The sequence below is a fragment of the Mesorhizobium sp. B2-7-1 genome (assembly GCF_006440735.1).
Lineage (GTDB): Bacteria > Pseudomonadota > Alphaproteobacteria > Rhizobiales > Rhizobiaceae > Mesorhizobium.
Genome location: NZ_VFUA01000005.1, coordinates 24,648 through 46,436, shown reverse-complemented (window position 1 = coordinate 46,436; position 21,789 = coordinate 24,648). Strand labels below are relative to the sequence as shown.

Genomic DNA, 21,789 nt, shown 5'->3' with positions numbered 1-21,789 from the left:
ACGTTCGAGCCTGTCTGGCGAATACTACGGAAATCCAGTAGTTCGACATAATCGAATTCGAGTGGGATGACGAGAAAGCAGCGAGCAATCTTGCCAAGCACGGTATGGCATTTGCGGATGCCAAGCGCCTGTTCGACGACATCCATGCTGTGCATTATTCGGATCGCTCCATGGATTACGAAGAGGAGCGCTTCATCGGCATAGGTATCGTCAATGGATTGGTACTGACGGTGGTTTACACCGAACGCGGCGACCGAATAAGACTGATCTCCGCCAGAAAGGCGACGCGCCATGAGCAGAAAGCATATGACCAAGCACTCCGGGACTGAATCCGATTGGGATCGTCTGCGCGCCATGAGCGACGCGGAGGCGGAGGCTGGCGCTTTGGCGGACAAGGATAATCCTCCGCTCAGCGCGGACCGGCCCGGACTGGCGCCTGTCGCGCGTGTCAAAGTGATCCGTCGGGCCTTGCATCTTACCCAGGAGGAATTCTCCATCCGCTACCGCATTCCGCTGGGCACGCTTAGAGACTGGGAGCAGGGCAGAACGGAGCCCGACCAGGCGGCGCAGGCCTATTTGCAGGTTATCGCCAAGGAGCCGGAAACGGTGTCGAGGGCGCTCGGGACGCGTAGCGCCGCATGAGACTCCTCTTTCTCGGCGACATGGTTGGCAAAACAGGGCGCACGGCAGTCTGGGAACAGCTGCCGGGGCTGATTTCCGACTTCAAGCTCGATTTCGTCATCGTCAATGGCGAGAATGCCGCCGGCGGCTTCGGCATCACCGAGGAGATTTTTCGCGAGACGCTCGCCGCGGGCGCGGATGTCGTCACCACCGGCAACCATGTCTGGGACCAGCGGGATGCGCTGATCTTCGCGCCGCGCGAGGAGCGTTTCCTGCGGCCTTCGAATTTTCCCAGGGGCACGCCGGGACGTGGCTCGGGCGTCTACATCGCGCGCAACGGCGCGCGCGTGCTGGTCACCAACATCATGGGGCGCGTCTTCATGCACCCCGAGCTCGACGACCCGTTCCAGGCCGGCGAGCGCGAGCTTGCCGCCTGTCCGCTCGGCGAGCAGGCCGATGCCGCGATCGTCGATTTCCATGCCGAGGCTACGTCTGAGAAGATGTGCTTCGCGCATTTCGTCGACGGCCGCGCCAGCCTCGTGGTCGGCACGCATACGCATCAGCCGACCGCGGACCATCAGATCCTCAATGGCGGCACCGCCTATATTTCGGACGCCGGCATGTGCGGCGACTACGATTCCTCGCTTGGCATGGACAAGGAAGAGCCGCTCAACCGATTTCTTTCCAAGGTGCCGAAGGGCCGTTTCGAGGCGGCGTCGGGGCCAGCGACGCTCTGCGGCGTCGGCGTCGATATTTCCGACCGCACCGGGCTTGCGGACAAGATCGCGCCGTTTCGTCGCGGGCCTCGGCTGGAAGAAACGGCGCCGTCCTTCTGGTCGTGACATTGATATGAGTGTGCAAAGTACCTAATTGCCGGCAACACTGCTCTAGATCGTAGAGGGGACGACCTCCATGCAGCTTGTCGAATTTCTGGCGCCGCACTTTCACTTTGTTTCCGATCCGACCGCGTGGGTCGCGCTTTTGACCCTGGTGGTGCTCGAGATCGTGCTCGGCATCGACAATCTGATCTTCATTTCGATCCTGACCAACAAACTGCCGGAAGCGCAGCGCGCCCGCGCGCGCCGGCTCGGCATCTCGGCGGCGCTGATCATGCGCCTCATCCTGCTCGCTACCATCTCGATCATCGTCCAATTGACGGCGCCGGTGTTCACGGCCTTCGGCCACGGCTTTTCCTGGCGCGACCTTATCCTGATCGCCGGCGGCTTGTTCCTGGTCTGGAAGGCAACCAAGGAAATCCATCACACGGTCGATCCGCAGGGCCATCAGGACACGATGGTCGGCGGCACGCTGCAGATGAGCCTCGCGGGCGCCATCTTCCAGATCCTCTTGCTCGACCTCGTCTTCTCGATCGATTCCATCATCACCGCCGTCGGCATGACCGACGAGATCGCCATCATGTATATCGCCGTGATCGTGGCGGTGAGCGTGATGATGCTGGCGGCGACGCCGCTCGCCAATTTCATCGCCAAGAACCCCACAATCGTCATGCTGGCGCTGGGCTTCCTCTTGATGATCGGCATGACGCTGATCGCCGACGGCATGGGCTACCACGTGCCCAAGGGCTACATCTACGCCGCCATGGGTTTTTCGGCGCTGGTCGAGGGCCTCAACATGCTGGCAAGGAATCGCAAGAAGCAAAGGACCGGCGGCGGGCATTGACGTCTTGACTCTTACAGATTTGTACGTACATAATCGTATGTTGAGAGCGCGCGATGCGGTTCGATTGGGATCCCGAAAAAGCCCGGCGCAACCTTGCCAAACATGGCGTCGCCTTTTGACCTCGCGAAGAAGATTTTCGACGATCCGCTCCATCTGATTGTGCCCGATCGTTTTGAGGACGGAGAACAGCGATGGCATGCGATCGGCATGGTTGGAACTCAGGTGATCCTGCTCGTTGTTCACACGTACCCGACCGCGGCAGATGAAGAACGTGTTAGAATTGTCGGTGCTCGCAAGGCCACCCCGCATGAAAGGAGGCGCTATGAGCAGGAAGGACCTTAGCCAGGATCAGCGTCATCAACTGGCCAAGCTGGCCGATCTGCCTGACGACCAGATCGACACTTTGGATATTCCGGAAGTGCCGGCAGAGAATTGGGCCCACGCTCGCGGGGGAGAGTTCTACCGGCCCCTCAAACAGCCCGTGACCATTCGTCTCGATGCCGACGTGCTCGCTTGGTTCAGAGAGCATGTAGAGAAGGGCGGTGGTTATCAAACGGAAATCAACCGGGTGCTTCGCCGCTATGTGATGGAGCAGGAGCGGCGTCGATCCTAGCCTTCTACAAACCCTTCGGGTGACGGTCGCCGATCAGGCCGAGCGTCAGGCCTTGTTCCAGCCAGGCCTTGGCGCCGGCCAGCACCAGCGAGAAGCCGCCGGTCGAGCCGACCGCCTGGTTGACCTGCTCGTCGCCGGAGCCGGCGAAGCCGAAATTGTGGACTTCGAGGAAAAGTGGTGTCGCCGGGCATTTCAGTGAAGGTCCAGACGACTGTGGTCGGCGGATCGCTCCAGCGCATGACGATCTTTTCATTGGGAACGATCTCGCTGACCTCGACCTTGGTCGAGACGCCATACATGCGCCACTCCCATTCGACCGGCTTACCCTCGTCCAGCCGGCCGCTGGAATGCGTGAACCAGAATTTCGTGGTGATGCTTGGTTCGACGATCGCCTCGAAGACTTCAGCGACCGGCCGGCGGATCAGCATGGCGGCCTCGGCGGTGGGAGCTTCCTTGATCTCCATTGCGTTCTCCTTTTCGAAACAGGTTCACCAAGCGTCCGGCTCCCGCAGCATGTGAACGATGTTGGCCGGATTGGCGATCCAACCGCCTCGGAAGCCCTCGCCCAGCGGCTCGATGGCGTCGCAGCGCACGACACCCGCCTTGCCGAGGTGATCGGCGGCGCCGGCAAAATCCGAGGTGAAGAGTTCCAGCCAGATTTCGGCCTGGCTCATCGCCGGCGCCTCATCGATCCAGAGGCGATTGGGGCCGAGCTCGAAGCCGATCGCCGGCGCCTTGGCGGTGAACGGCTTCAGGCCGATGACATCGCGATAGAAGGCAATGGTCGCCTCATATTGGTGCGACGGCACCTTCATGGCGATGTTGATGCCGCCGGCGATCTCCGCGTTCATGCGCTTCTCCATGCGTTGGGGTGTTGTCCTGGTGACGGAAGTGCGTCCTGTCATGGCAGGTTGATCTGCCAGGAGACGCCGAAGCGGTCGTTGAGCCAGGCGAAACGACGGCTGAAGCCGTAACTGCCGGTCGGCATCAGGAAGCTGCCATCCTTGGAAAGAACGCCGACGATACGCTCCAGCTCCTCTTCGGACGAGCAGTCGACAAAGAAGGAAAAGGACGGCGTGAAGGTGAAGGCGTGATGGACCGGGCTGTTGAAGACCGTGACCTCCACGCCACCGATGGATACCCGCGCCAGCTTGACGGTTCCTTCGGGTCCGTCTTCGCCCGCACCGTAGCGCGTGACGTCGAGGACGTTGCTTTCGGGAATGGTCTCGCAATAGAGGGTCATGGCCTCCTCGGCCTTTCCCTCGAACATCAGGAATGGCGTCACTTTCGTCATCGGCAACCTCCGTTGTTCAGATATTGGTTTCGTTGGCCGGCTCGCCCTTCAGCTCGCTGCGGTAATAGCCGTCGCGCAGATTGATGCCGTATTCGAGATAGGCCTTCATGCAGGCGAGCATCTGCGACCAGCCTTCGCAATTGAGGTAGGATTTCTTCAGGCCGACCTCGCCTTCGTGCCAGCCTTGCTCGGCAATGGTGACGAAGGTGCCCCCGTCCTCAAGCGGCTCGAAATTCATCTCGATGCGGGTCTTGTAGGTGGGTTTGCCGCCGGCGTCGGTGGCGTCCCAGCGCAGCACGATGCGCTTGTCCTTCGTCACTTCGTCGACCTCCACCGGCACCATCTTCCACCAGGTGACCGTGGTGCCGGCGACAAGGGGAGCCGAGGCGCCGCCAATGGTGGTGAAATAACCGCTGAGCTTCGTCGGGTTGACGACGGCGTCGAAGACCTCGGCGACCGGTTTGCCGATGCGCCCGGAGATACTGAATCCAAGGGACATATCCACAGCTCCTTCCTTGCTTGCCCAAACGATATGTTATAGAAACATAACATGTCAAGCCAAACCACGGATGATCATGTTTTCAAGGCCTTGGCGCATCCGCGCCGGCGCGAGTTGCTGGATCGCCTGAAGGATCAGCCGCAGACCACCGGCATGCTGTGCGAGGCTTTTTCGGACATAGACCGCTGCACGGTGATGATGCACCTCAAGGTGCTGGAGGAAGCCGACCTGGTGGTGGCGAAGCGCGAGGGGCGCGAGCGCTGGAACCATCTCAATGCCTTGCCGATCAGGCAGATCCACGATCGCTGGATCAGCCAATATGCCGGCCATGCGATCAGCATTCTCGACCGGCTGAAATCCGATCTGGAGGGATGAACGGGCCGGCTCAACGCCGAAGTGACGGCGCGTCTGGACGAATTGAGCCGATTTATTTATAAGCCGGCCATTCCGACAAAGAGCGCCGCGCGTCTTCGCAGGCATGCCTGGAGCGTTCTAAATTGAATTCGAGCAGTCGCGGATGGTGAAATGGTCTCATTTCGCTCCGCGACGCTCTAGCCGAACACGACAGGGGTGCCATGGCTGGCCATTCGCAGTTTAAGAACATCATGCACCGCAAGGGCCGCCAGGACGCGGTGCGGTCGAAAATGTTTTCCAAGCTGGCGCGCGAAATCACCGTCGCCGCCAAAAGCGGGACGCCCGATGTATCGATGAACCCGCGCCTGCGCCTCGCGGTGCAGAACGCCAAGGCGGTGTCGATGCCCAAGGACAACATCCAGCGCGCCATCAACAAGGCGTCGATGGGTGATGCCGAGAACTACGAAGCGGTGCGCTATGAGGGCTACGGTCCGGGTGGCGTGGCGCTGATCGTCGAGGCGCTGACCGACAACCGCAACCGCTCGGCCTCCAATGTGCGCGCCGCCTTCACCAAGGCCGGCGGGGCGCTCGGCGAAACCGGCTCGGTGTCCTTCATGTGGAACCGCGTCGGCGAAATCTATTATCCGGCTTCCGCCGGCAGCGCCGACAAGGTCATGGAAGCCGCGATCGAAGCCGGCGCCGACGACGTCGAGTCCGACGAGGAAGGCCACACCATCTATTGCGGCTTCGAAAATCTCGGCGAAGTGTCGAAGTCGCTGGAAGCAGCGCTCGGCGAGGCGGAGTCGGTCAAGCCGATCTGGCAGCCGCAGAACAACGTCCCGGTCGACGAAGAGCGGGCGCAGTCGCTGATGAAGCTGGTGGCCACGCTCGAAGATGACGACGATGTGCAGAGCGTCTACGCCAATTTCGAGGTCGACGACGAAACCATGGCCAAGCTCAGCGCGGCGTGATCGGCTGCCCGGTTCCTAGATGAGTTCGCAGCCGCTTCCCGTCATCCGCATCACCTACTGCACGCAGTGCCAGTGGCTGCTGCGGGCCGGCTGGATGGCACAGGAACTGTTGTCCACCTTCGGCACCGATCTCGGCGAGGTGACGCTGGTGCCGGGGACCGGCGGCATCTTCACCATTTCCTGCAACGACCAACTCATCTGGGACCGCAAGCGCGATGGCGGTTTTCCGGATGCGGCGAAGCTCAAGCAACTGGTCCGCGATGTCATCGATCCGGATCGGGATCTTGGCCACTCCGACCGCAAAGGCCATAAATCGAAAGACCCCGCCTGAGGCGGAGTCTTTCGCACTCGCGGGCTGCCCGTCCTCAGATCAGCGCCATGATGAAGCAGGCCATCGACACGATGGCCGTGATGGTGCGGACGTGGTTCCACATCACCCATTCGCTCAGATGGTTCGCCCACACGGCGGCGCCGTTGGCGCTGGCCGGGTCGACGGCGGCCAAAGCGTCGTTGAGCGGCACGTTGAAGACCATGGTCACGAGCGGATTGCCGACGAAATAGATCACCGCGCCGGCAAGCAGCCAGTACGAGCCCGACTGGCTCCAGCCAAGGAAAACGGCGGCAATGAGCACCAGGCAGATAAGGCCGGTGCCGAACAGCGCCGTCATGAAGGTCGGGGTGATCACCGTGATGTTGATCGAATTCATCGCCGCGATGCCGCTTGGGACGGGCAGCCGGGCAAGTGCGGCCATGACGAAATTGGAAAAGGCGAAGAACACGCCGCCGACGACGCCGGAACCGATCGCGGCGATGAAGGTGAGGGTGGGAACAAGTTTCATCATCTCAGTTACTCCAGATGCCGGTGGCGGCGGTTTCGGTTGCATAGGTGGAAAAGTCCTTCGGCCGGCGGCCGAGCGCGCGCTGCACGCCGTCGGTCAGCGTCTCGTTGCGGCCGTCGAGCACTTCGGTGAAGAGCTCGTCGAGCAGCCAGGCAAACTCCGGCGGCAAGTTGTGGGAAGCCACGGCTGACGTGAATTCGGCATGCGATATCCGGCGGAACCGGATGTCGCGGCCGGTGGCCTTGGCGATCTCGGCGACGGCTTCGGTAAAGCTCAGCAACCTCGGGCCGGTGAGCTCATAGAGCTGGCCGACATGGCCGGGCCGCGTCAGCACGGCTTCGGCGACATCGGCGATGTCGTCGGTATCGACGAAAGGCTCGCCGACGGCGCCGACCGGCAAGGCGACTTCGCCTTCGATGATGTTTTCGACGAGAAAACCTTCGCTGAAATTCTGTGAGAACCAGGAGCAGCGCAGGATCGTCCAGTCGGCGCCCGAGGCCTTGACCATCTCCTCGGCGCGCTGCGCTTCGGTCTCGCCACGGCCGGAAAGCAGCACCAGCCGCCTGATGCCGCGTTTCACCGCAAGCCGGGCCAGCGCCTCGACGGTTTCGGCGGCGCCCGGCACGGCGATGTCGGGATAGTAGCTGATGTAGACGGCGCCGACGCCCTTGAGTGCCGCGTCCCAACTTTCCCTATCCTGCCAGTCGAAGGACGGCGTGCCGCTGCGCGAGCCGATCCGCACGGGAATGCCCTTTGCAGTCAGCCGCTCGGCCAGCCGGCGCCCGGTCTTGCCGGTGCCGCCCAGGATCAAAATCGGTTTTTGTGTCGTGTCAGTCGTCTCGATTTCCTCGTTTGAAAACATGAGTGTTCCTCACATTTGCAAAACGTGATAAACCCTCGTATTTTGTAAGTCAAGCCAGTTTTCGGAAATCGCCCGGAGAGAACCATGGATGAAAAAGTCTCGGCCAAGCCGGACCAGGCCGCCATCGCTTCGCCGCGCCGGTCGCCGAGCCAGCAGCGCAGCCGCGAGCGGGTCGAGCGCATGCTTGCGGCCGCCTCGGCGCTGATCGCCGAGCAAGGCAGCGATGCGATGCGCATGGGCGAGGTGGCGGAAAGGGCTGGGGTGTCGATCGGCTCGCTCTACCAGTTCTTTCCGGACAAGCGGGCGATCGTCTGGGCGCTGGCCGAGCGCTACACGGCCGAAAGCCAGGCCTGCATCTCGGCGGCGCTGAAGGACGTCGGCGACGCCGAGGGCTTCAAGAGCGCGTTTTCAGAGCTGGTGGACATCTATTACCAGCTGTTTCTGGCCGAGCCGGTGATACGCGACGTCTGGTCCGGCACGCAGGCCGACAAGGCGCTGCGCGCGCTCGAGTTGGCCGACAGCCGCGCCAATGCCGAATTCCTGGTCGCGGTGCTGAAGCGGCTGCGGCCCGATGCCGATCCGGTCCAGCTGGAAACGACGGCCTTCCTGGTGTGGCAGATGGGCGAGGCCGCCGTGCGGCTGGCAATCTCCGTCGATCGCGAAGAGGGCGACAGGCTGGTCGCAGCCTATAAGGCTATGGCGCTGAGGGAGCTGGTGGGCGGGTAGGAACGATTTCCGCAGCGTCGCAAGGCTTGGGTTCCTCGCCCCCGCCAAGGGCGGGGAGAGATGTCCGCGAAGCGGACGGAGAGGGGGCCTTCGTAGGGCGCTCCCCTCTCCGTCTCGGCTTCGCCGAGCCACCTCTCCCCACTAATCGTGGGGCGAGGAACCAGAGCGTCTCACCCGGCGCTGTTCTGCGGATAGCAGATGATCGACAGATACCGCATCGGCAGCTGGGTCAGCTCTTCCGGTCCGTGCGGCGCGTCGGCGTCGAAGAACAGGCTGTCGCCCGGCTTCATCGGATAGAGGTTGTTGCCGTGCCGGTAAACGACCTCGCCCTCGAGCATGTAGAGGAACTCCATGCCCGCGTGCTGGAAGGTCGGGAACACGTCCGAATTCTCGGTCAGCGTGATGAGATAGGGTTCGACGACCACGCCGCTGGTGTTGGCGCCGATATGGCCCAGCAGATTGTACTGGTGGCCGGCGCGCGTGCCGCGCCGCTCGACATCGACGCCCTGGCCGGCCTTGACGAAGACAGCGCTGTGCTCTTCCTCGAAACGGCGGAAGAAGGCGGTCACCGGAACGCCCAACGCCCGCGACAGCGCCTGCAATGTCGTGAGCGACGGCGAGGTGATGCCGTTCTCGATCTTCGACAGCATACCGAGCGAAATGTCGGTTGCCGCGGCGAGATCGGCGACGGTAATGCCGAGCTTCTTGCGGAAGGCGCGAACCTCATGGCCGATCGCCACTTCAAGCACCTTTTCGCGCGTGTCGCGGATGGCGTGCGGGTTCTGCATCAGCGGCGTGCGGATCGTGCGTCCGTCGGCCGAAACGCGCTTCGGCGGCACCTTGCCCTTCACTGCCGCATCGGTGGACCTGGTGCTGGAATTCTTGTTCGCCATGTCGCCCCCGACTCTCGCGGATTTATTTCACTCAAGGTGAACATAGTCGGTGGCGATGCAAGAGCGCAACTGCGACGGCAAGCCACTGTATGTCGCAAGGCGCACCTGCTTCAACGCGACCACTCCGCCTTTGCGCGGAAAAACCGTTTCACGCAAACGCCGTTACCGCAGATGTTTGTTGACAGTACCGAAGACCCAATTACTGTCACTGTCAGTGAAATTTGTTTCGCTGGGGAAATCAAAAAAGAGGAGGCCCGCAATGAAATCTCGTGTTGCCGTCATCGGCGCCGGACCGTCCGGTCTGGCGCAGCTGAGGGCCTTCAAATCGGCAGCCGACAAGGGCGCCGAGATCCCGGAAATCGTCTGCTTCGAAAAGCAGAGCGACTGGGGCGGCCTGTGGAACTACACCTGGCGCACCGGTCTCGACGAGCATGGCGATCCGGTGCATGGCTCGATGTACCGTTATCTGTGGTCGAACGGCCCGAAGGAATGCCTCGAATTCGCCGACTACACATTCGAGGAGCATTTCGGCCGGCCGATCGCGTCCTATCCGCCGCGCGCCGTGCTGTGGGACTACATCAAAGGCCGCGTCGAGAAATCGGGCCTGCGCGACTGGGTGCGCTTCAACAGCCCGGTGCGCATGGTGACCTACTCCGACGCGACGAAGAAATTTACCGTCACCGCGCATGACCGCGCCAAGGACGTGACCTACTCGGAAGAGTTCGACAACGTGGTCGTCGCGTCCGGCCATTTCTCGGTGCCCAACGTGCCCTTCTTCGAAGGCTTTCTGACCTTCAACGGCCGCATCCTGCACAGCCATGATTTCCGCGACGCCATGGAATTCAAGGGCAAGGACATCCTCATTATCGGGCGTTCCTATTCGGCCGAGGATATCGGCTCGCAATGCTACAAATACGGCGCCAAATCGATCACCTCCAGCTACCGGTCAAAGCCGATGGGCTTCAAATGGCCGGAGAACTGGAAGGAAGTGCCGCTGCTGCAGAAGGTCGTCGGCAAGACGGCGCATTTCAAGGACGGCACCACCAAGGACGTCGACGCCATCATCCTGTGCACCGGCTATCTGCATTCTTTCCCTTTCCTCACCGATGACCTCAAGCTCAAGACCGCCAACCGCATGTGGCCGCTCGATCTCTATGAAGGCGTCGTCTGGGAGAAGAACCCGAAGCTTTTCTACATCGGCATGCAGGACCAGTTCTACACCTTCAACATGTTCGATGCGCAGGCTTGGTACGCGCGCGACGTCATCATGGGCCGCATCAAGCTGCCGTCCGCCGAGGCGATGGCCGAGCACGGCGCCAAGTGGCGCGCCCGCGAGGAGACGCTGGAGGACGCCGAGCAGATGATCTGGTTCCAGGGCGACTACACCAAGGAATTGATGGACCAGACCGACTATCCGGGCTTCGACGTCGAGGCGGTCAACCACACCTTCATGGAGTGGGAGCACCACAAGATGGAAAACATCATGACCTTCCGAGACAACGCCTACCGCTCGCTGATGACGGGAACCATGGCGCCGGTCCATCATACGCCCTGGCTGCAGGCGCTGGACGATTCCATGGAAAGCTATCTGGCGGTGAAGGGCGTGGCGGCCGAGTAGGACGGCACGCCTCAGCCCGCATTCGTTGAATCAGCAATGTGGGGTGTCTCTCGGGGCATCCCACATTGGTTTACCAGACCACGTAGCCGCCATCGACGATCAGGTCGAGGCCGGTCACGAAGCTCGACGCGCGGCTGGCCAGGAACACGGTCGGCCCGATCATCTCCTCCGGCGCCGCCATGCGCCCCATCGGCGTGTCGCGCTTGAAGATTTTTATCTCCTCCGCCACTTCGGGACGCTTGTTCATTGGCGTCAGCGTGTAGCCCGGGCTGACGACATTGACGCGCAGGCCGCGGTCGGCCCACTCCATGGCCAGGCTCTTCGACATGTGGATGACGGCGGCTTTGGAGGAATTGTAATGCGCCTGTGTCAGCCCCCGGTTGACGATGGTGCCCGACATCGAGGCGATGTTGATGATCGAACCCGCGCGTCGAGGAAGCATGACGCGCGCTTCGGCCTGGCATGACAGGAACACGCCGGCGACATTGACGTCGTGCACCTTGCGCCATTTTTCCAGCGACATGGTCTCAGCCGCTTCCGAGCCGGCGATGCCGGCGTTGTTGACGGCGACGGTCAGTGCCCCGAGTTCAGCCTCGACGCGATCGACCGCCGCTGCGAGGTCGCTCTCTGAGGTCACCGTACCGGCCAGCGCCAACGCCTTGCGGCCAAGGGCCGTGATCCTGTGAGCGGTCTCTTCAAGCCCGCCCTTGGACGCATGGCCGAAACAGGCGACATCGGCGCCCGCTTCAGCCAGCCCGATCGCGATTGCCTGGCCGATGCCGCTGCCGGCGCCGGTGACCAGCGCGACGTCTCCATCCAGCTTGAAAAGGTCCATTGTTAGCCCTCCCTGACTTTCGGGAAGGTATGCGCTGAATTGTGCCTCGATCAAGCCGTCCCGATCTAGCTGGCAGGGCGCGCTTCGAGGCTCAGAAATACCCGTCCGACGCCGCCGTCGCTTCTTTCGGGATCTCCACCCCGTCGACCAGGATCTTGTCGACCAGCTCGTGATGGAAGCACACCAGCCCCTTGATCCGCTCGGCCTCATGCACCGGCTCGGGATAGTACCAGACGAGGTTCTCGTGCCGCTTCTTCGGCGTCGTCACGTGGTAGTAGTTGGACATGCCCTTGTAAGGGCAGCGCGAGATGTAGCGGCTCGGCGAAAACATATCGAGCCGCGTGTCCGAGATCGGCAGATAGTGGCGCACCGGATGCCCCGTCTCGAACAGGAACACGCCGCGCCGTGAATCGGCCACCTGCTCGCCGTCGAGGATCACCTGCACGCGCCGCGACGAGGGCAGGCAATCGACGCGGCGGAACGGGTCGCGGGCATGGACGAAGATCTCTTCGTCCTCTTCAAACCAGTGTGTCATCTTCGGCCAGTAGAAGGAGATGTAGTCGCCGATCGGCGGGCAGCCCTTGACCGGATCGAGGTAGCGCCAGGCGCCGTCCTCGACCAGCGTGATGCCGGTGTTGAGCGAGTAATGCGTGGCGACGCCCTTGAACGGGTCTTCCGTCGTCGTCCTGCTCGGCAGCAGGAACTCCTCGCGCACGTCGCTCATCGGGAAATAGTAGACGGGCAGATGGTCGCTCTCCTGGAACACCAGCGCCTTGGTGGTGTCGGCGACGATCATCGGCCCGACCTGCACGCGCAGCCGCTTGAGCGAGGGCATGGTGAAGGCGACATAGCCCGGCTCGAATTCATACTGCACGATCGTGTCGAGCACCGGGAAATGCGGCCCGCGGCCGCGCAGATGGGGCTTGCGAATGGTACTAGTCCTCTTCTCGTCGTTTGCCGCCAAGTTCTTCCGCGCAGCCGTGGTCATGACGCCACCGACACGCGATCGAGCAGCAGGCCGGCGGCGATCGGCGGCAGGCCGCTGACGTTCTTGCGCACCGGCACCAGGAGGTCCGGGAAATAGCTGAAGATCACCGGCGTCTCGTCGAGCAGCAGCTTCTGGATGTCGGAAGCGGCCTTGCGTTGGGCGTCGAGGTCGAGCGCCTTGAGATAGCTGTTGACCATCCCGTCATAGGTCGCATTCTTGAAATGCGCCGCGTTCCATGGACCGTCGCTGACCAGCGGGCTCTTGAGGAAGACGTTCGGCACGCTGCGGTGCGCGTAATCGGTGATGCCGAGTGGGCTGTCCAGCCAGTCCGATTGGCCGAACACCGCCTTGCCGTAATACTTGTCCTGGTCCTCGATGTTGAGCGAGATGCGGGCGCCGATCTCCTTGGCGAAGTTCTGGAAGAGCTGCGCATAGCCGGGGATGTCGGAATAGCGCAGCGTCGTCAGCGTCATGTCGAAGCCGTTGGCCAGCCCCGCCGCCTCCATCAGCTGCTTGGCTTTGGCGATGTCCTGCGCGCGCTGCGGCACCGACTTGTCGGTGACCGGGAAAGCTGGCGCGAACGGGCTGTCATTGCCGGTCGCGGCCATGCCGCGGCAGAGACCGTCGACCAGTTGGGAACGGTCGATGCACAAGGCCAGCGCCTGGCGCACGCGCTTGTCGGTGAAGGGCGCCATGTCGCAGCGCATATGGAGCTGGCGATGCGCGGTGGACGCCACGCGCAGCACGGTGATGTCCGGATCGCCCAGCACCACCTGGCTGACGTCGAGCGGGACCGCGTCGAGCACGTCGACTTCGCCCGCCTGCAGCGCGAGAATCCGAGGCTGCACGTCGGCATAGAATTTGAACTCGAGACGGTCGGGCAGCGCCTTCTCGCCCCAATAGTCGGGGTTGCGCACGAAGCTCGCGCCGACCTTCGGCGTGTAGCTTTCGAGCCGGAATGGCCCGGTGCCTTCGAAGGTCTTCTCGTAGTCGCCCTTGTAGCTCGCCGGCAGGATGACGGCGTTGTAATTGTCGATCGACACCGAATAGGGGAAGCTGCCGTTCGGCGCGTCGAGATGGAATTCGACGGTGTGGTCGTCGACCTTGCGCGTGCCGCCTTTCGACAGCAGGCCCTTGAACACCGACAGCGCGTTGGACGGGCCGCTCGGATCGGCAAGGCGATCGAAGGTCGCCACGACGTCGTCGGCTTTAAAATCCTCGCCATTGTGGAATTTCACGCCCTTGCGCAGCTTGAAGGTCCAGACACTGCCATCGGCATTGGGCGCCCAGCTTTCGGCCAGCACCGGCCTCAGCGTCAGGTCGGGCTGCGTCACGCATAGGAACTCGGACGTCTGGAAGGCGAGCTGGTAGCTGCCGCTGTCATAGAAGGTGACCGGGTCGATGGCGCCGCCGGGCACGGCGATGCCGGCGCGCACCGTGCCGCCGGGCTTGCCTTCGGCGCGCGCTTGCGGAGCGCCGAGGCCGATTGCCGAAGCGATGCCGCCCAGGAACGGCAGCGACAGGCCGAGCACGCTGCCATGGCGCAGGAATTCGCGCCGGCCGATCTTGCCGGCGAGCAATTCGTCGATAGCGGAATTTTCGATTGCGTTGAGGCTCTTGCGGGCGGCATCAATGGTCGTGAAATGCTTCAGCATGGCGGCATTCCTTGGCTGTCGTGGGGCTTTGACATTTAGGCCACTGTTGACCGCACCCGCAAAGCGATATTTTTTGATTGCAGCCATCGAAAATTTCGATGGCGGCAGGTTAGTGGGCAGGGATCATGGATACCGAAAATCTGCGCAGTTTCCTGGAAGTCGCGACGCATGGCAGCTTCACCGTTGCCGCCAATCGGCTGAACCTCGCCCAGTCCACCGTCAGCGCGCGCATTCGCGGCCTGGAGGAACAATTGGGGCGCAAGCTGTTCGTCCGCGACAGCGATGGCGTCACGCTGACGCCGGCCGGCCGGCAGTTCCTGCCGCATGCCTCGACGATCACCCGCACCTGGGAGCAGTCGCGGCAGGACATCGCCGTTCCCGATGGCTATGAAACGCTGCTGCGGCTTACCGCGCCCGCCTATCTCTGGGACAGCATCACCTCGCCCTGGATCGGCTGGATGCGGCAGAGGCGGCCGAATGTGGCGCTGCGGCTCGAAGGCAGTTTCCCGGACCTGGCGGTCGACCAGATCGCCGAGGGCCTGCTCGACATCTGCATCCTCTATCTGCCCAAGCCGCATCCCGGCATCGTCTATGAGACCTTGGCCGTCGATCAGGTGGTTCTCGTCCAGCACGCCGAACAGCCGGGGTCGTGGACCGATAACTATATCCTGATGGATTGGGGACTGGAGTTCCGCATCGAGCACGACCGCGCCTTTGCCGGCATCGTGACCCCCGCCATCTCGGCCGGGCTGGTGTTCATTGGGCTGCAGCATGTCCTGTCGCAGAAAGCGGCCGCCTACCTGCCGCTCAGCGCCGTGAGCGCGCATATCGAGCGCGGCGAGCTGAAACGCGTCGAGGGCACGCCCGTATTCCAGCGCCCGATCTACCTTGCCTATCCTGCGAACCCGGCGTCGTCCGATGCGCTCGACATTGCACTGAAAGGCCTGCGGATGCTGGTCAGGGATTGGTCGGATGCAAGCGGCTTTGCCGAGGGCGACCGCGCCCTCAGCATGGCGGATGCGCCCTTGTCTTGATTGCTGTTACGCCGGCTCCACGGTCTTCGGCCTCTGCAGGCTTGCCAGTTCGTCATAGGGAATATGGCAGCGGATGGTGTGGCCCGGCTCGGCTTCGGAAAGCTCGGGCTCCTTTGTCTCGCAGATGGCGCCGATCTTGCGCGGACAGCGCGTGTGGAAGACGCAGCCGCTTGGCGGGTTGGCGGCACTTGGGATCTCGCCGTCGAGACGGATGCGCGAGCTCTCGGCGCGGTCGAGTTTCGGTACCGCCGAGAGAAGCGCTTCGGTGTAGGGATGGTGCGGGCCGGAGAAGACTGCCTCCGACGGCCCGAACTCCATGATACGGCCAAGATAGAGCACGGCGATCTTGTCGGAGAGATAGCGCACCACGCCGAGGTCGTGCGAGATGAAGATGTAGGAGACATCCTGCCTCGACTGCAGGTCGGCCAGAAGATTGAGGATCGCCGCCTGCACCGAGACGTCGAGCGCCGAGGTCGGCTCGTCGCACACCACGATGCGCGGATCGCCGGCAAAGGCGCGCGCGATCGCCACGCGCTGCTTCAGCCCGCCCGACAGCTGCCGCGGCTTGACGGCCAGATGCCGGTCGGTGAGCCGCACCGAGCGGACCAGCTCTTCGAGGCGGCTGTCCAGCGTCTTGCCGCTGAGGCCTCCCAGCCGCTTCAGCGCACGGCTCAGGATGTGCCGGATCGAATGCGAACGGTTGAGCGCGGAGTCCGGATTCTGGAAGACGATCTGCACCGCCTTGACCTGGTCTTCCGAACGGCTGGCGAGCCGCGGCGCGAGCTTCTTGCCTTCCAGCTCGATCGAGCCGCCGTCGTCCGGTGCGACGAGGCCAAGCAGCAGTCTGGCGAAGGTCGTCTTGCCGCTGCCGGATTCACCGACCAGCCCCAGCGTCTCGCCGGGTCTGAGGCTGACCGAGACGTCCTTGACGGCTCTGAGCGGACGGCCGTGACTGCCATAGGTCTTGTTCAGCCCTTCGACCTGCAGCACCGGCGGCGCCTGCTTGGGTGCTGCGGCAGCGATCTCGGCGGGCGTGGCGCGCGGCAGCGACTGCGCCTGATCGTGATAGTGGCAGCGCGACAGGCGGCCGTTGCCCAGCTCATAGAGCGGCGGCGGCTCGGCGCGGCAGCGTTCAGTCGCCAGCGCGCAGCGGTCGGCGAAGGCGCAGCCGACGATATTGGCGCCGATGCCGGGAAGGAAGCCCGGGATGGTGTCGAGCCGGCCCTGGTCCTTGCGCTGGCCGCCGCGCGGCAGGCAGCGCAGCAGCGCCACCGTGTAGGGATGGCGCGGATCGTTGAAGACGTCCTTGGTCGAGCCTTCCTCGACCAGCATGCCGGCATAGAGCACACCGACGCGGTCGCACATGTTGGAGACCACCGCGAGGTTGTGGCTGATGAACAGGATCGAGGCCGACAGCTCGCGCCGCAACTGGCCGATCAGGTCGAGCACCTCGGCTTCAACCGTGGCGTCGAGGCCGGTGGTCGGCTCGTCGAGGATCAGCATCGAGGGATCGTTGGCCAAGGCCATGGCGATCGCCACCCGCTGCTGCATGCCGCCGGAGAGCTGATGCGGATAGCGCTGCATGACGCCGGCCGGATCGGAGATGCGCACCCGGTTCAGCATGGCGAGCGCCTTGTCCTCGGCCGCCTGCCCGGTGATGCCGGCGAGCTCGAAAATCTCGGTCAGCTGGCGGCCGATGCGCAGCGACGGGTTCAGCGCCTTGCCGGGGTCCTGATAGACCATCGACACGCTGTCGGCGCGCGCCCGTCTGAGCGCTTCGGCATCGAGCTTCATGACATCCTTGCCGTCGAGCGCGATCGAGCCGCCGGTGATGGAGCCGTTGCGCGGCAGATAGCGCACCACCGAGAGCGCGACGGTGGACTTGCCGCAGCCGGATTCGCCGACCAGCCCATAGGCTTCGCCGGCCTTGATGGTCAGGTTGACGTTGCGCAGCACCGCGCGGTTGCGGCGGCCGACGCGATAGGCGACCGAAAGGTCCTTCAGCTCAAGTGCGTTGGCGGCTTGGCCAGGCTCAGTCATTGAACGCTCCATGCACGCCGTCGGCCACCAGGTTGACGCCGATCACCAGCGAGGCGATGGCGAGCGCATCGAACAGCACCGTCCACCAGAAGCCGCCGCCGATCATGCCGTAATTGGAGGAGATCGACAGGCCCCAGTCGGGCGAGGGCGGCTGGATGCCGAAGCCCATGAAGGAGAGCGTGGCGACTGCGAAGATGGCGTAGCCCAGCCGCACCGTCGTCTCGACCAGGATCGGCGGGATGACATTGGGCAGGATCTCGACGAACATCGTATGCAGCGCGCCTTCATGGCGCAGCTTTGCCGCCGCGACATAGTCGAGCTCGCGTTCGGCCAGCACGGCCGAGCGCACGGTGCGCGCGATGATCGGCGCGAAGGAGAGCCCGATGACGACGATGACGGTGATTTTGGAGGTGCCGAGCGCGACGATGGCGAGCAGCGCGATGATGACCACGGGGATCGCCATGAAGGCTTCCAGCACGCGGCTGACGATGTCATCGACGATGCCGCGGAAGTAGCCGATGACGAGGCCGAGCGCGGTGCCGGCAATGGTCGCAAGGATGGTGGCTAAAGGCGCCACGGTCAGGATATCGCGCGAGCCGACGATGACGCGCGAGAACACGTCGCGGCCGAGCTGGTCGGTGCCGAACCAGTGATCGGCCGCCGGCGGCGTCAGCGCGTTGATGATGTCGCTTGCCAGCGGATCGTAGGGAACGAAGTGCTGGCCAAACAGCGCGCAGACGACCCAGAACAACAGGATGAAAAGCCCGGTCAGGAAGGTGCCCGACCTAAGAAGCGAATGCAGCACCTCGCCCCAGGGGCTGCGCTGTTGGGTGTCGGGCGCGGCGGGCGCCGGCAGGCTGGCGGGGGTGTCTGTCGCGCTCATTGCTCTGCTCCCAGCCGGATGCGCGGATTGAGCACGGAATAGAGGAAGTCGGCGACCAAGGTCGCCACCGCATAGACGATGCCGATGGTCAGGATGCCGGCCTCGAGCATGGGAAAATCCTTGCCGCGCGCGGCGGTGAAGATCAGCGAGCCGATGCCCTGGTAGCGGAACAGCGTCTCGATGACGACCAGGCCGCCGATGAGATAGCCGGTCTGGGTGGCGATCACGGTGATGGTCGGCAGCAGCGCATTGCGCAGCACATGGCGCCAGATCACCGTGCGCCAGGGCAGGCCCTTGAGCACGGCGGTGCGCGTATAGTCGGAATCGAGCGCCTCGATCATGCCGGAGCGCGCCATGCGCGCGATATAGCCGAACAGCACCAAAAACAGCGGCAGCGAGGGCAGGATGAGATAGTAGAGCTGGGTGAGGAGGCCGGCGCCTTTCGGCCAGGCGGCGGCGATCGGCAGCCAGCGCAGCCACACCCCGAAGATCAGGATCAGGATGATGCCGGTGACGAACTCGGGCAGCACCGTGACCGACAGGCCGCCGAGGCTGATGATGCGGTCGAGCGGCCGGTTGACATTGAGCGCGGCGATCACGCCGCCCAAGATGCCGATCGGCACCACCAGCACGAAGGCGACCAGCGCCAGCTTCATCGAGTTGCCCAAGGCATCCATGACGAAGGGCGCGACCGGCGCGCGGAAGACATAGGACGTGCCCATGTCGCCATGCAGGAAATTCCAGATCCAGCTTCCGTACTGCACAAGCAGCGGCCGGTCGACGCCGAGCGAATGGTTCAGCGCATCGACCGCGCGCTGGTCGGCGAACGGTCCTAGGATGGCCCGCCCGACATTGCCGGGCAACACCTGGCCGCCGAGGAACACCATCACGCTGAGCAGGAACAGCGTGATCAGCGACAGAGCCAGGCGCCGGGTGAGGAAAGCTAGAATGGCAGCGTCTCCTTACGAAAGATCTTTGCGTCCGGTCACGCCGGGCACATCGGACATGCTCATAGTGGCAGGCGGATCGAAGGCTGTCACCGGCGGAACGGGTCCCGTAAACCGCGACACCTGAACCAGCGTCGAATTGCAGGTCGGCGACTGGGCAAGCCGAGAGGTGCCGCGATCGGGTGTCAGCACATTCGGATTGCCGTGCTTTTCGAGGCCCTCCGGTTCGCCGGGACGGCCCGGATCGAACCAGGCGCCGGTCGGCAGTTGCACGACGCCAGGGATCAGGCTGTCGGTGAGCACGGCGCCGGCGAGGCATGATCCGCGGTCGTTGAAAACCTTGACCACCGCGCCGTCCCCGATGCCGCGTGTCGCCGCGTCCTCGCGATTGATCAGCAGCGGCGCGCGGCCCGAAATCTTGCTCGCCCGGCTGACCGACCCATGGTCGTACTGGCTGTGCAGCTTGTCGGCCGGCTGCGGCGACAACAGATGCAGCGGAAACCGCTCGGCGAGGCGGTCATTGCCCAGCCACTCGCGCGGCTCGCGCCACACGGCGTGGCCGGGGCAGTCGTCATAGCCGAAGGACCCGATCGTTGCCGAGAACAGCTCGATGCGTCCGGACGGCGTCGCCAGTGGATGCCGCTCCGGATCGGCGCGGAACGCGCCAAGGAAGGTCTGCGAGGTCACCGAGCGGGCAAGCTCGGCATGGCCGTCTTGCCAGAAGCGGTCGAAGAGCGGCATCTCGACGCCGGCTGCACCGGCGCTTGCCATCGCCTGGCCATAGAGATGCCGGATCCATTCGTCGGCGCCACGCCCTTCGGTGAAGGCATCGCTCGTGCCGAGCTGCGCCGCCAGATCGGCGAAGATGGCAAAATCGTCGCGCGCCTCCTGGAAAGGCTCGATCGCCTGCTTCATCGCGACGATGAGGTTTTCCCGGTTCGAGAAGGCCAGATCATTGCGCTCCAACGCTGTCGTCACCGGCAGCACGATATCGGCATGGCGCGCCGTCGCCGTCCAGAATTGCTCGTTGACGATCACCGTTTCGGGCCGCTGCCAGGCTTCGACCAACCGGTTGAGGTCCTGGTGGTGGTGGAACGGATTGCCGCCGGCCCAGTAGACGAGCCTGATGCCGGGATAGGTCAGCTTGGCGCCGTTGAAGTCGAACGATCCGCCTGGATTGAGGAGCATGTCGGCCATGCGCGCGACCGGGATGAAATGGGCCACGGCATTCCTGCCTTGCGGCACCGAGGGCCAGCGGAATCCCATCTCCGGCCTGCCGGCGCCGTTGGTCGAGGAATAGCCGAAGCCGATGCCGCCACCCGGCAGGCCGATCTGCCCGAGCAGCGCGGCCAGCGTGATCGCCGCCCAATAGGGCTGCTCGCCATGGTCGGCGCGCTGCAGCGACCAGCTGACCATCAGCATGGTCCGGTTGGCGGCCATGTCGCGGGCGAGCGCATCGATCGTTGCCGCGTCGACGCCGCTGAGTTTCGCCGCCCAGGCCGGATCCTTCGGCTGGCCGTCGCTTTCGCCCATGACATAGGCGCGCACCGTCTCGAAGCCGGTGCAGTAGCGCGCGAGGAACGCCTCGTCATGCAGTCCCTTGCTGATCAGCGCATGGCATAGCGCCAGCATGATTGCGGTGTCGCTGTTCGGCCGCAGCGGCAGCCATTCGGTGTCGGCTCCGCGCGGCGCGTCGTCGCGCACCGGCGAGACGTTGATCAGCCGCGCGCCGTTGGCGACGGCGTTGCGCAAAGCCGCCGAGGCCTCGTGGCGCGCCGAGCCGCCGCCCTGCACCTGCGTGTTGCGCCACGGCAGCCCGCCGAAAGCGACGATCAGTTTGCTGTGCTGCTCGATTCCGTCCCAGGTGGTGTGGTTGCCGGTCAGCGCATCGGTGCTGCCCAGCACATGCGGCAGGATGATCTCGGCCGCGCCATAGGAATAGCTCAGCACCGAGCCGGTATAGCCGCCGATCGTGTTGAGGAAGCGGTGGACCTGGCCCTGAGCATGGTGGAAGCGCCCGGCGCTTGCCCATCCATATGAGCCCGCATAGATCGCACTGTTGCCATGCGTCGCGCGGACGCGCTCCAGTTCCGCCGCGACGATATCCAGCGCGGTCTCCCAGGGCACCTCGACGAAGGGCTCGTCGCTTCGCCGGCTTGCCGGGCTGGACCTGTCCCCCTCCAGCCAGCCGCGTCTGATGGCCGGGCGGGCGACGCGCAACTCGCCCTGCACCGTGCCGAGCATCGATCGGCCGATCGGGGACGGGTCGGGATCGCCGCTCCACGGCTCGACGCCGACGAGCCGGCCGTTCTCGGCGCGGATCTCGTAGGTCCCCCAATGCATGGTGGTGAGCAGGGTAGCGGTTCCCATGCGACGCATCATCCCGCGGCGGCGATAACGGGCAGGGCGCATGGCGTCCTGTCCCGGTCTCGCCGAC

The 21,789-nt window shown here is 63.8% G+C and carries 25 protein-coding genes and 1 pseudogene; 12 read left to right on the top strand and 14 right to left on the bottom strand.

The genetic code is table 11. The annotated features are described in order from the left end of the window. The first annotated feature begins 104 nt into the window (after positions 1 to 104). From FJ471_RS03570 to FJ471_RS03545, 6 genes are all read left to right on the top strand, one after another. A complete protein-coding gene (locus FJ471_RS03570) occupies positions 105 to 329 on the top strand; it encodes a BrnT family toxin (RefSeq protein WP_246684586.1) in 225 nt (74 codons plus the stop codon). A gap of 25 nt (positions 330 to 354) precedes the next feature. Continuing rightward, positions 355 to 642 (top strand): transcriptional regulator, encoded by a 288-nt coding sequence (locus FJ471_RS03565; protein ID WP_140801785.1) that lies wholly within the window; start codon positions 355 to 357, stop codon positions 640 to 642. Further along, positions 639 to 1,463, top strand: a complete 825-nt coding sequence (locus FJ471_RS03560; protein ID WP_140801784.1) for a YmdB family metallophosphoesterase — start codon at positions 639 to 641, stop codon at positions 1,461 to 1,463. Before FJ471_RS03565 ends, FJ471_RS03560 begins: the two co-directional genes overlap by 4 nt. A 70-nt stretch (positions 1,464 to 1,533) precedes the next feature. Further along, the gene (locus tag FJ471_RS03555) at positions 1,534 to 2,301 is read left to right on the top strand and encodes a TerC family protein (RefSeq protein WP_140801783.1); all 768 of its coding nucleotides are present in this window, start codon (positions 1,534 to 1,536) and stop codon (positions 2,299 to 2,301) included. 102 nt (positions 2,302 to 2,403) lie between these two features. Further along, positions 2,404 to 2,643 carry a BrnT family toxin gene (locus FJ471_RS03550; RefSeq protein ID WP_224668483.1) on the top strand — a complete coding sequence of 80 codons (240 nt, stop codon included), beginning with the start codon at positions 2,404 to 2,406 and terminating at the stop codon, positions 2,641 to 2,643. Then, entirely contained in the window at positions 2,624 to 2,914 is a 291-nt protein-coding gene (locus FJ471_RS03545) for a BrnA antitoxin family protein (protein ID WP_140801782.1), read from the top strand. The genes FJ471_RS03550 and FJ471_RS03545 overlap by 20 nt, the downstream gene beginning before the upstream one ends. 4 nt (positions 2,915 to 2,918) lie before the next feature. Here FJ471_RS03545 and FJ471_RS03540 read toward each other — a convergent pair. From FJ471_RS03540 to FJ471_RS03525, 4 genes and pseudogenes are all read right to left on the bottom strand, one after another. Further along, positions 2,919 to 3,378, bottom strand: a pseudogene (locus FJ471_RS03540) (SRPBCC family protein). A 24-nt stretch (positions 3,379 to 3,402) separates the two neighbouring features. After that, complete coding sequence (locus tag FJ471_RS03535; protein ID WP_140801781.1) at positions 3,403 to 3,765, bottom strand: hypothetical protein; 363 nt, start codon at positions 3,763 to 3,765, stop codon at positions 3,403 to 3,405. A gap of 50 nt (positions 3,766 to 3,815) precedes the next feature. Then, on the bottom strand, positions 3,816 to 4,208 hold the full coding sequence (locus FJ471_RS03530) for a VOC family protein (RefSeq protein ID WP_140801780.1): 393 nt from the start codon (positions 4,206 to 4,208) through the stop codon (positions 3,816 to 3,818). A 16-nt stretch (positions 4,209 to 4,224) separates the two neighbouring features. Next, on the bottom strand, positions 4,225 to 4,707 hold the full coding sequence (locus FJ471_RS03525) for an SRPBCC domain-containing protein (RefSeq protein ID WP_140801779.1): 483 nt from the start codon (positions 4,705 to 4,707) through the stop codon (positions 4,225 to 4,227). Between the two features lie 51 nt (positions 4,708 to 4,758). Between FJ471_RS03525 and FJ471_RS03520 the strand changes: the two genes are divergently transcribed. The 3 genes from FJ471_RS03520 (at position 4,759) to FJ471_RS03510 (ending at position 6,363) form a co-directional block, all read left to right on the top strand. Next, positions 4,759 to 5,082, top strand: a complete 324-nt coding sequence (locus FJ471_RS03520; protein WP_140801778.1) for a helix-turn-helix domain-containing protein — start codon at positions 4,759 to 4,761, stop codon at positions 5,080 to 5,082. Between the two features lie 200 nt (positions 5,083 to 5,282). After that, the gene (locus tag FJ471_RS03515; RefSeq protein ID WP_140801777.1) at positions 5,283 to 6,032 is read left to right on the top strand and encodes a YebC/PmpR family DNA-binding transcriptional regulator; all 750 of its coding nucleotides are present in this window, start codon (positions 5,283 to 5,285) and stop codon (positions 6,030 to 6,032) included. Between the two features lie 19 nt (positions 6,033 to 6,051). After that, the gene (locus FJ471_RS03510) at positions 6,052 to 6,363 is read left to right on the top strand and encodes a SelT/SelW/SelH family protein (RefSeq protein ID WP_140801776.1); all 312 of its coding nucleotides are present in this window, start codon (positions 6,052 to 6,054) and stop codon (positions 6,361 to 6,363) included. A 34-nt stretch (positions 6,364 to 6,397) separates the two neighbouring features. Here the strand turns inward: FJ471_RS03510 and FJ471_RS03505 are convergent, their stop codons facing one another. Both FJ471_RS03505 and FJ471_RS03500 read right to left on the bottom strand, forming a co-directional pair. Next, positions 6,398 to 6,874: a DUF1772 domain-containing protein gene (locus FJ471_RS03505; protein ID WP_140801775.1), complete on the bottom strand. Its 477-nt coding sequence runs from the start codon at positions 6,872 to 6,874 to the stop codon at positions 6,398 to 6,400. 1 nt (position 6,875) lies between these two features. Then, positions 6,876 to 7,733 (bottom strand): NAD(P)H-binding protein, encoded by an 858-nt coding sequence (locus FJ471_RS03500; protein WP_140801774.1) that lies wholly within the window; start codon positions 7,731 to 7,733, stop codon positions 6,876 to 6,878. Between the two features lie 84 nt (positions 7,734 to 7,817). On the opposite strand from FJ471_RS03500, the gene FJ471_RS03495 reads away from it, so the two are divergent. After that, positions 7,818 to 8,459, top strand: a complete 642-nt coding sequence (locus tag FJ471_RS03495; RefSeq protein WP_140801773.1) for a TetR/AcrR family transcriptional regulator — start codon at positions 7,818 to 7,820, stop codon at positions 8,457 to 8,459. Between the two features lie 170 nt (positions 8,460 to 8,629). Here FJ471_RS03495 and FJ471_RS03490 read toward each other — a convergent pair whose 3' ends face one another. Continuing rightward, complete coding sequence (locus FJ471_RS03490) at positions 8,630 to 9,352, bottom strand: XRE family transcriptional regulator (protein ID WP_140801772.1); 723 nt, start codon at positions 9,350 to 9,352, stop codon at positions 8,630 to 8,632. Positions 9,353 to 9,611: 259 nt separating this feature from the next. Here FJ471_RS03490 and FJ471_RS03485 point away from each other — a divergent pair, with 259 nt between their 5' ends. Next, positions 9,612 to 10,970 carry an NAD(P)/FAD-dependent oxidoreductase gene (locus tag FJ471_RS03485; protein ID WP_140801771.1) on the top strand — a complete coding sequence of 453 codons (1,359 nt, stop codon included), beginning with the start codon at positions 9,612 to 9,614 and terminating at the stop codon, positions 10,968 to 10,970. 70 nt (positions 10,971 to 11,040) lie between these two features. Here FJ471_RS03485 and FJ471_RS03480 read toward each other — a convergent pair whose 3' ends face one another. From FJ471_RS03480 to FJ471_RS03470, 3 genes are all read right to left on the bottom strand, one after another. Continuing rightward, on the bottom strand, positions 11,041 to 11,805 hold the full coding sequence (locus FJ471_RS03480; RefSeq protein ID WP_140801770.1) for an SDR family oxidoreductase: 765 nt from the start codon (positions 11,803 to 11,805) through the stop codon (positions 11,041 to 11,043). Positions 11,806 to 11,896: 91 nt separating this feature from the next. Next, on the bottom strand, positions 11,897 to 12,793 hold the full coding sequence (locus FJ471_RS03475; RefSeq protein ID WP_140801769.1) for a DUF427 domain-containing protein: 897 nt from the start codon (positions 12,791 to 12,793) through the stop codon (positions 11,897 to 11,899). After that, complete coding sequence (locus FJ471_RS03470) at positions 12,790 to 14,448, bottom strand: ABC transporter substrate-binding protein (RefSeq protein WP_140801768.1); 1,659 nt, start codon at positions 14,446 to 14,448, stop codon at positions 12,790 to 12,792. Before FJ471_RS03470 ends, FJ471_RS03475 begins: the two co-directional genes overlap by 4 nt. A gap of 125 nt (positions 14,449 to 14,573) precedes the next feature. Between FJ471_RS03470 and FJ471_RS03465 the strand changes: the two genes are divergently transcribed. Continuing rightward, entirely contained in the window at positions 14,574 to 15,482 is a 909-nt protein-coding gene (locus FJ471_RS03465) for a LysR family transcriptional regulator (protein WP_140801767.1), read from the top strand. A gap of 6 nt (positions 15,483 to 15,488) precedes the next feature. Here the strand turns inward: FJ471_RS03465 and FJ471_RS03460 are convergent, their stop codons facing one another. Genes FJ471_RS03460 through FJ471_RS03445 form a run of 4 tightly spaced genes read right to left on the bottom strand, consistent with a single transcriptional unit; the run spans position 15,489 to position 21,722 of the window. Beyond that, positions 15,489 to 17,522, bottom strand: a complete 2,034-nt coding sequence (locus FJ471_RS03460; protein ID WP_140801766.1) for an ABC transporter ATP-binding protein — start codon at positions 17,520 to 17,522, stop codon at positions 15,489 to 15,491. After that, entirely contained in the window at positions 17,515 to 18,405 is an 891-nt protein-coding gene (locus tag FJ471_RS03455; RefSeq protein WP_140801765.1) for an ABC transporter permease, read from the bottom strand. Before FJ471_RS03455 ends, FJ471_RS03460 begins: the two co-directional genes overlap by 8 nt. Beyond that, the gene (locus FJ471_RS03450) at positions 18,402 to 19,355 is read right to left on the bottom strand and encodes an ABC transporter permease (RefSeq protein ID WP_140801764.1); all 954 of its coding nucleotides are present in this window, start codon (positions 19,353 to 19,355) and stop codon (positions 18,402 to 18,404) included. The genes FJ471_RS03455 and FJ471_RS03450 overlap by 4 nt, the downstream gene beginning before the upstream one ends. Before the next feature lie 12 nt (positions 19,356 to 19,367). Beyond that, positions 19,368 to 21,722 carry a molybdopterin guanine dinucleotide-containing S/N-oxide reductase gene (locus FJ471_RS03445; protein ID WP_140801763.1) on the bottom strand — a complete coding sequence of 785 codons (2,355 nt, stop codon included), beginning with the start codon at positions 21,720 to 21,722 and terminating at the stop codon, positions 19,368 to 19,370. Between the last annotated feature and the right edge of the window lie 67 nt (positions 21,723 to 21,789).

What these genes read in the sequence shown, in the direction of transcription:
- FJ471_RS03560 (WP_140801784.1), top strand. Translation starts at nt 639, where the DNA reads ATGAGACTCCTCTTTCTCGGCGACATGGTTGGCAAAACAGGGCGCACG.
- FJ471_RS03520 (WP_140801778.1), top strand. Translation starts at nt 4,759, where the DNA reads ATGTCAAGCCAAACCACGGATGATCATGTTTTCAAGGCCTTGGCGCAT.
- FJ471_RS03475 (WP_140801769.1), bottom strand. Translation starts at nt 12,793, where the DNA reads ATGACCACGGCTGCGCGGAAGAACTTGGCGGCAAACGACGAGAAGAGG.
- FJ471_RS03445 (WP_140801763.1), bottom strand. Translation starts at nt 21,722, where the DNA reads ATGGGAACCGCTACCCTGCTCACCACCATGCATTGGGGGACCTACGAG.
- FJ471_RS03535 (WP_140801781.1), bottom strand. Translation starts at nt 3,765, where the DNA reads ATGAACGCGGAGATCGCCGGCGGCATCAACATCGCCATGAAGGTGCCG.
- FJ471_RS03550 (WP_224668483.1), top strand. Translation starts at nt 2,404, where the DNA reads ATGGCGTCGCCTTTTGACCTCGCGAAGAAGATTTTCGACGATCCGCTC.
- FJ471_RS03525 (WP_140801779.1), bottom strand. Translation starts at nt 4,707, where the DNA reads ATGTCCCTTGGATTCAGTATCTCCGGGCGCATCGGCAAACCGGTCGCC.
- FJ471_RS03500 (WP_140801774.1), bottom strand. Translation starts at nt 7,733, where the DNA reads ATGTTTTCAAACGAGGAAATCGAGACGACTGACACGACACAAAAACCG.
- FJ471_RS03505 (WP_140801775.1), bottom strand. Translation starts at nt 6,874, where the DNA reads ATGATGAAACTTGTTCCCACCCTCACCTTCATCGCCGCGATCGGTTCC.
- FJ471_RS03465 (WP_140801767.1), top strand. Translation starts at nt 14,574, where the DNA reads ATGGATACCGAAAATCTGCGCAGTTTCCTGGAAGTCGCGACGCATGGC.
- FJ471_RS03565 (WP_140801785.1), top strand. Translation starts at nt 355, where the DNA reads ATGAGCGACGCGGAGGCGGAGGCTGGCGCTTTGGCGGACAAGGATAAT.
- FJ471_RS03510 (WP_140801776.1), top strand. Translation starts at nt 6,052, where the DNA reads ATGAGTTCGCAGCCGCTTCCCGTCATCCGCATCACCTACTGCACGCAG.
- FJ471_RS03555 (WP_140801783.1), top strand. Translation starts at nt 1,534, where the DNA reads ATGCAGCTTGTCGAATTTCTGGCGCCGCACTTTCACTTTGTTTCCGAT.
- FJ471_RS03455 (WP_140801765.1), bottom strand. Translation starts at nt 18,405, where the DNA reads ATGAGCGCGACAGACACCCCCGCCAGCCTGCCGGCGCCCGCCGCGCCC.
- FJ471_RS03545 (WP_140801782.1), top strand. Translation starts at nt 2,624, where the DNA reads ATGAGCAGGAAGGACCTTAGCCAGGATCAGCGTCATCAACTGGCCAAG.
- FJ471_RS03530 (WP_140801780.1), bottom strand. Translation starts at nt 4,208, where the DNA reads ATGACGAAAGTGACGCCATTCCTGATGTTCGAGGGAAAGGCCGAGGAG.
- FJ471_RS03570 (WP_246684586.1), top strand. Translation starts at nt 105, where the DNA reads ATGGCATTTGCGGATGCCAAGCGCCTGTTCGACGACATCCATGCTGTG.
- FJ471_RS03485 (WP_140801771.1), top strand. Translation starts at nt 9,612, where the DNA reads ATGAAATCTCGTGTTGCCGTCATCGGCGCCGGACCGTCCGGTCTGGCG.
- FJ471_RS03495 (WP_140801773.1), top strand. Translation starts at nt 7,818, where the DNA reads ATGGATGAAAAAGTCTCGGCCAAGCCGGACCAGGCCGCCATCGCTTCG.
- FJ471_RS03490 (WP_140801772.1), bottom strand. Translation starts at nt 9,352, where the DNA reads ATGGCGAACAAGAATTCCAGCACCAGGTCCACCGATGCGGCAGTGAAG.
- FJ471_RS03470 (WP_140801768.1), bottom strand. Translation starts at nt 14,448, where the DNA reads ATGCTGAAGCATTTCACGACCATTGATGCCGCCCGCAAGAGCCTCAAC.
- FJ471_RS03460 (WP_140801766.1), bottom strand. Translation starts at nt 17,522, where the DNA reads ATGACTGAGCCTGGCCAAGCCGCCAACGCACTTGAGCTGAAGGACCTT.
- FJ471_RS03480 (WP_140801770.1), bottom strand. Translation starts at nt 11,805, where the DNA reads ATGGACCTTTTCAAGCTGGATGGAGACGTCGCGCTGGTCACCGGCGCC.
- FJ471_RS03515 (WP_140801777.1), top strand. Translation starts at nt 5,283, where the DNA reads ATGGCTGGCCATTCGCAGTTTAAGAACATCATGCACCGCAAGGGCCGC.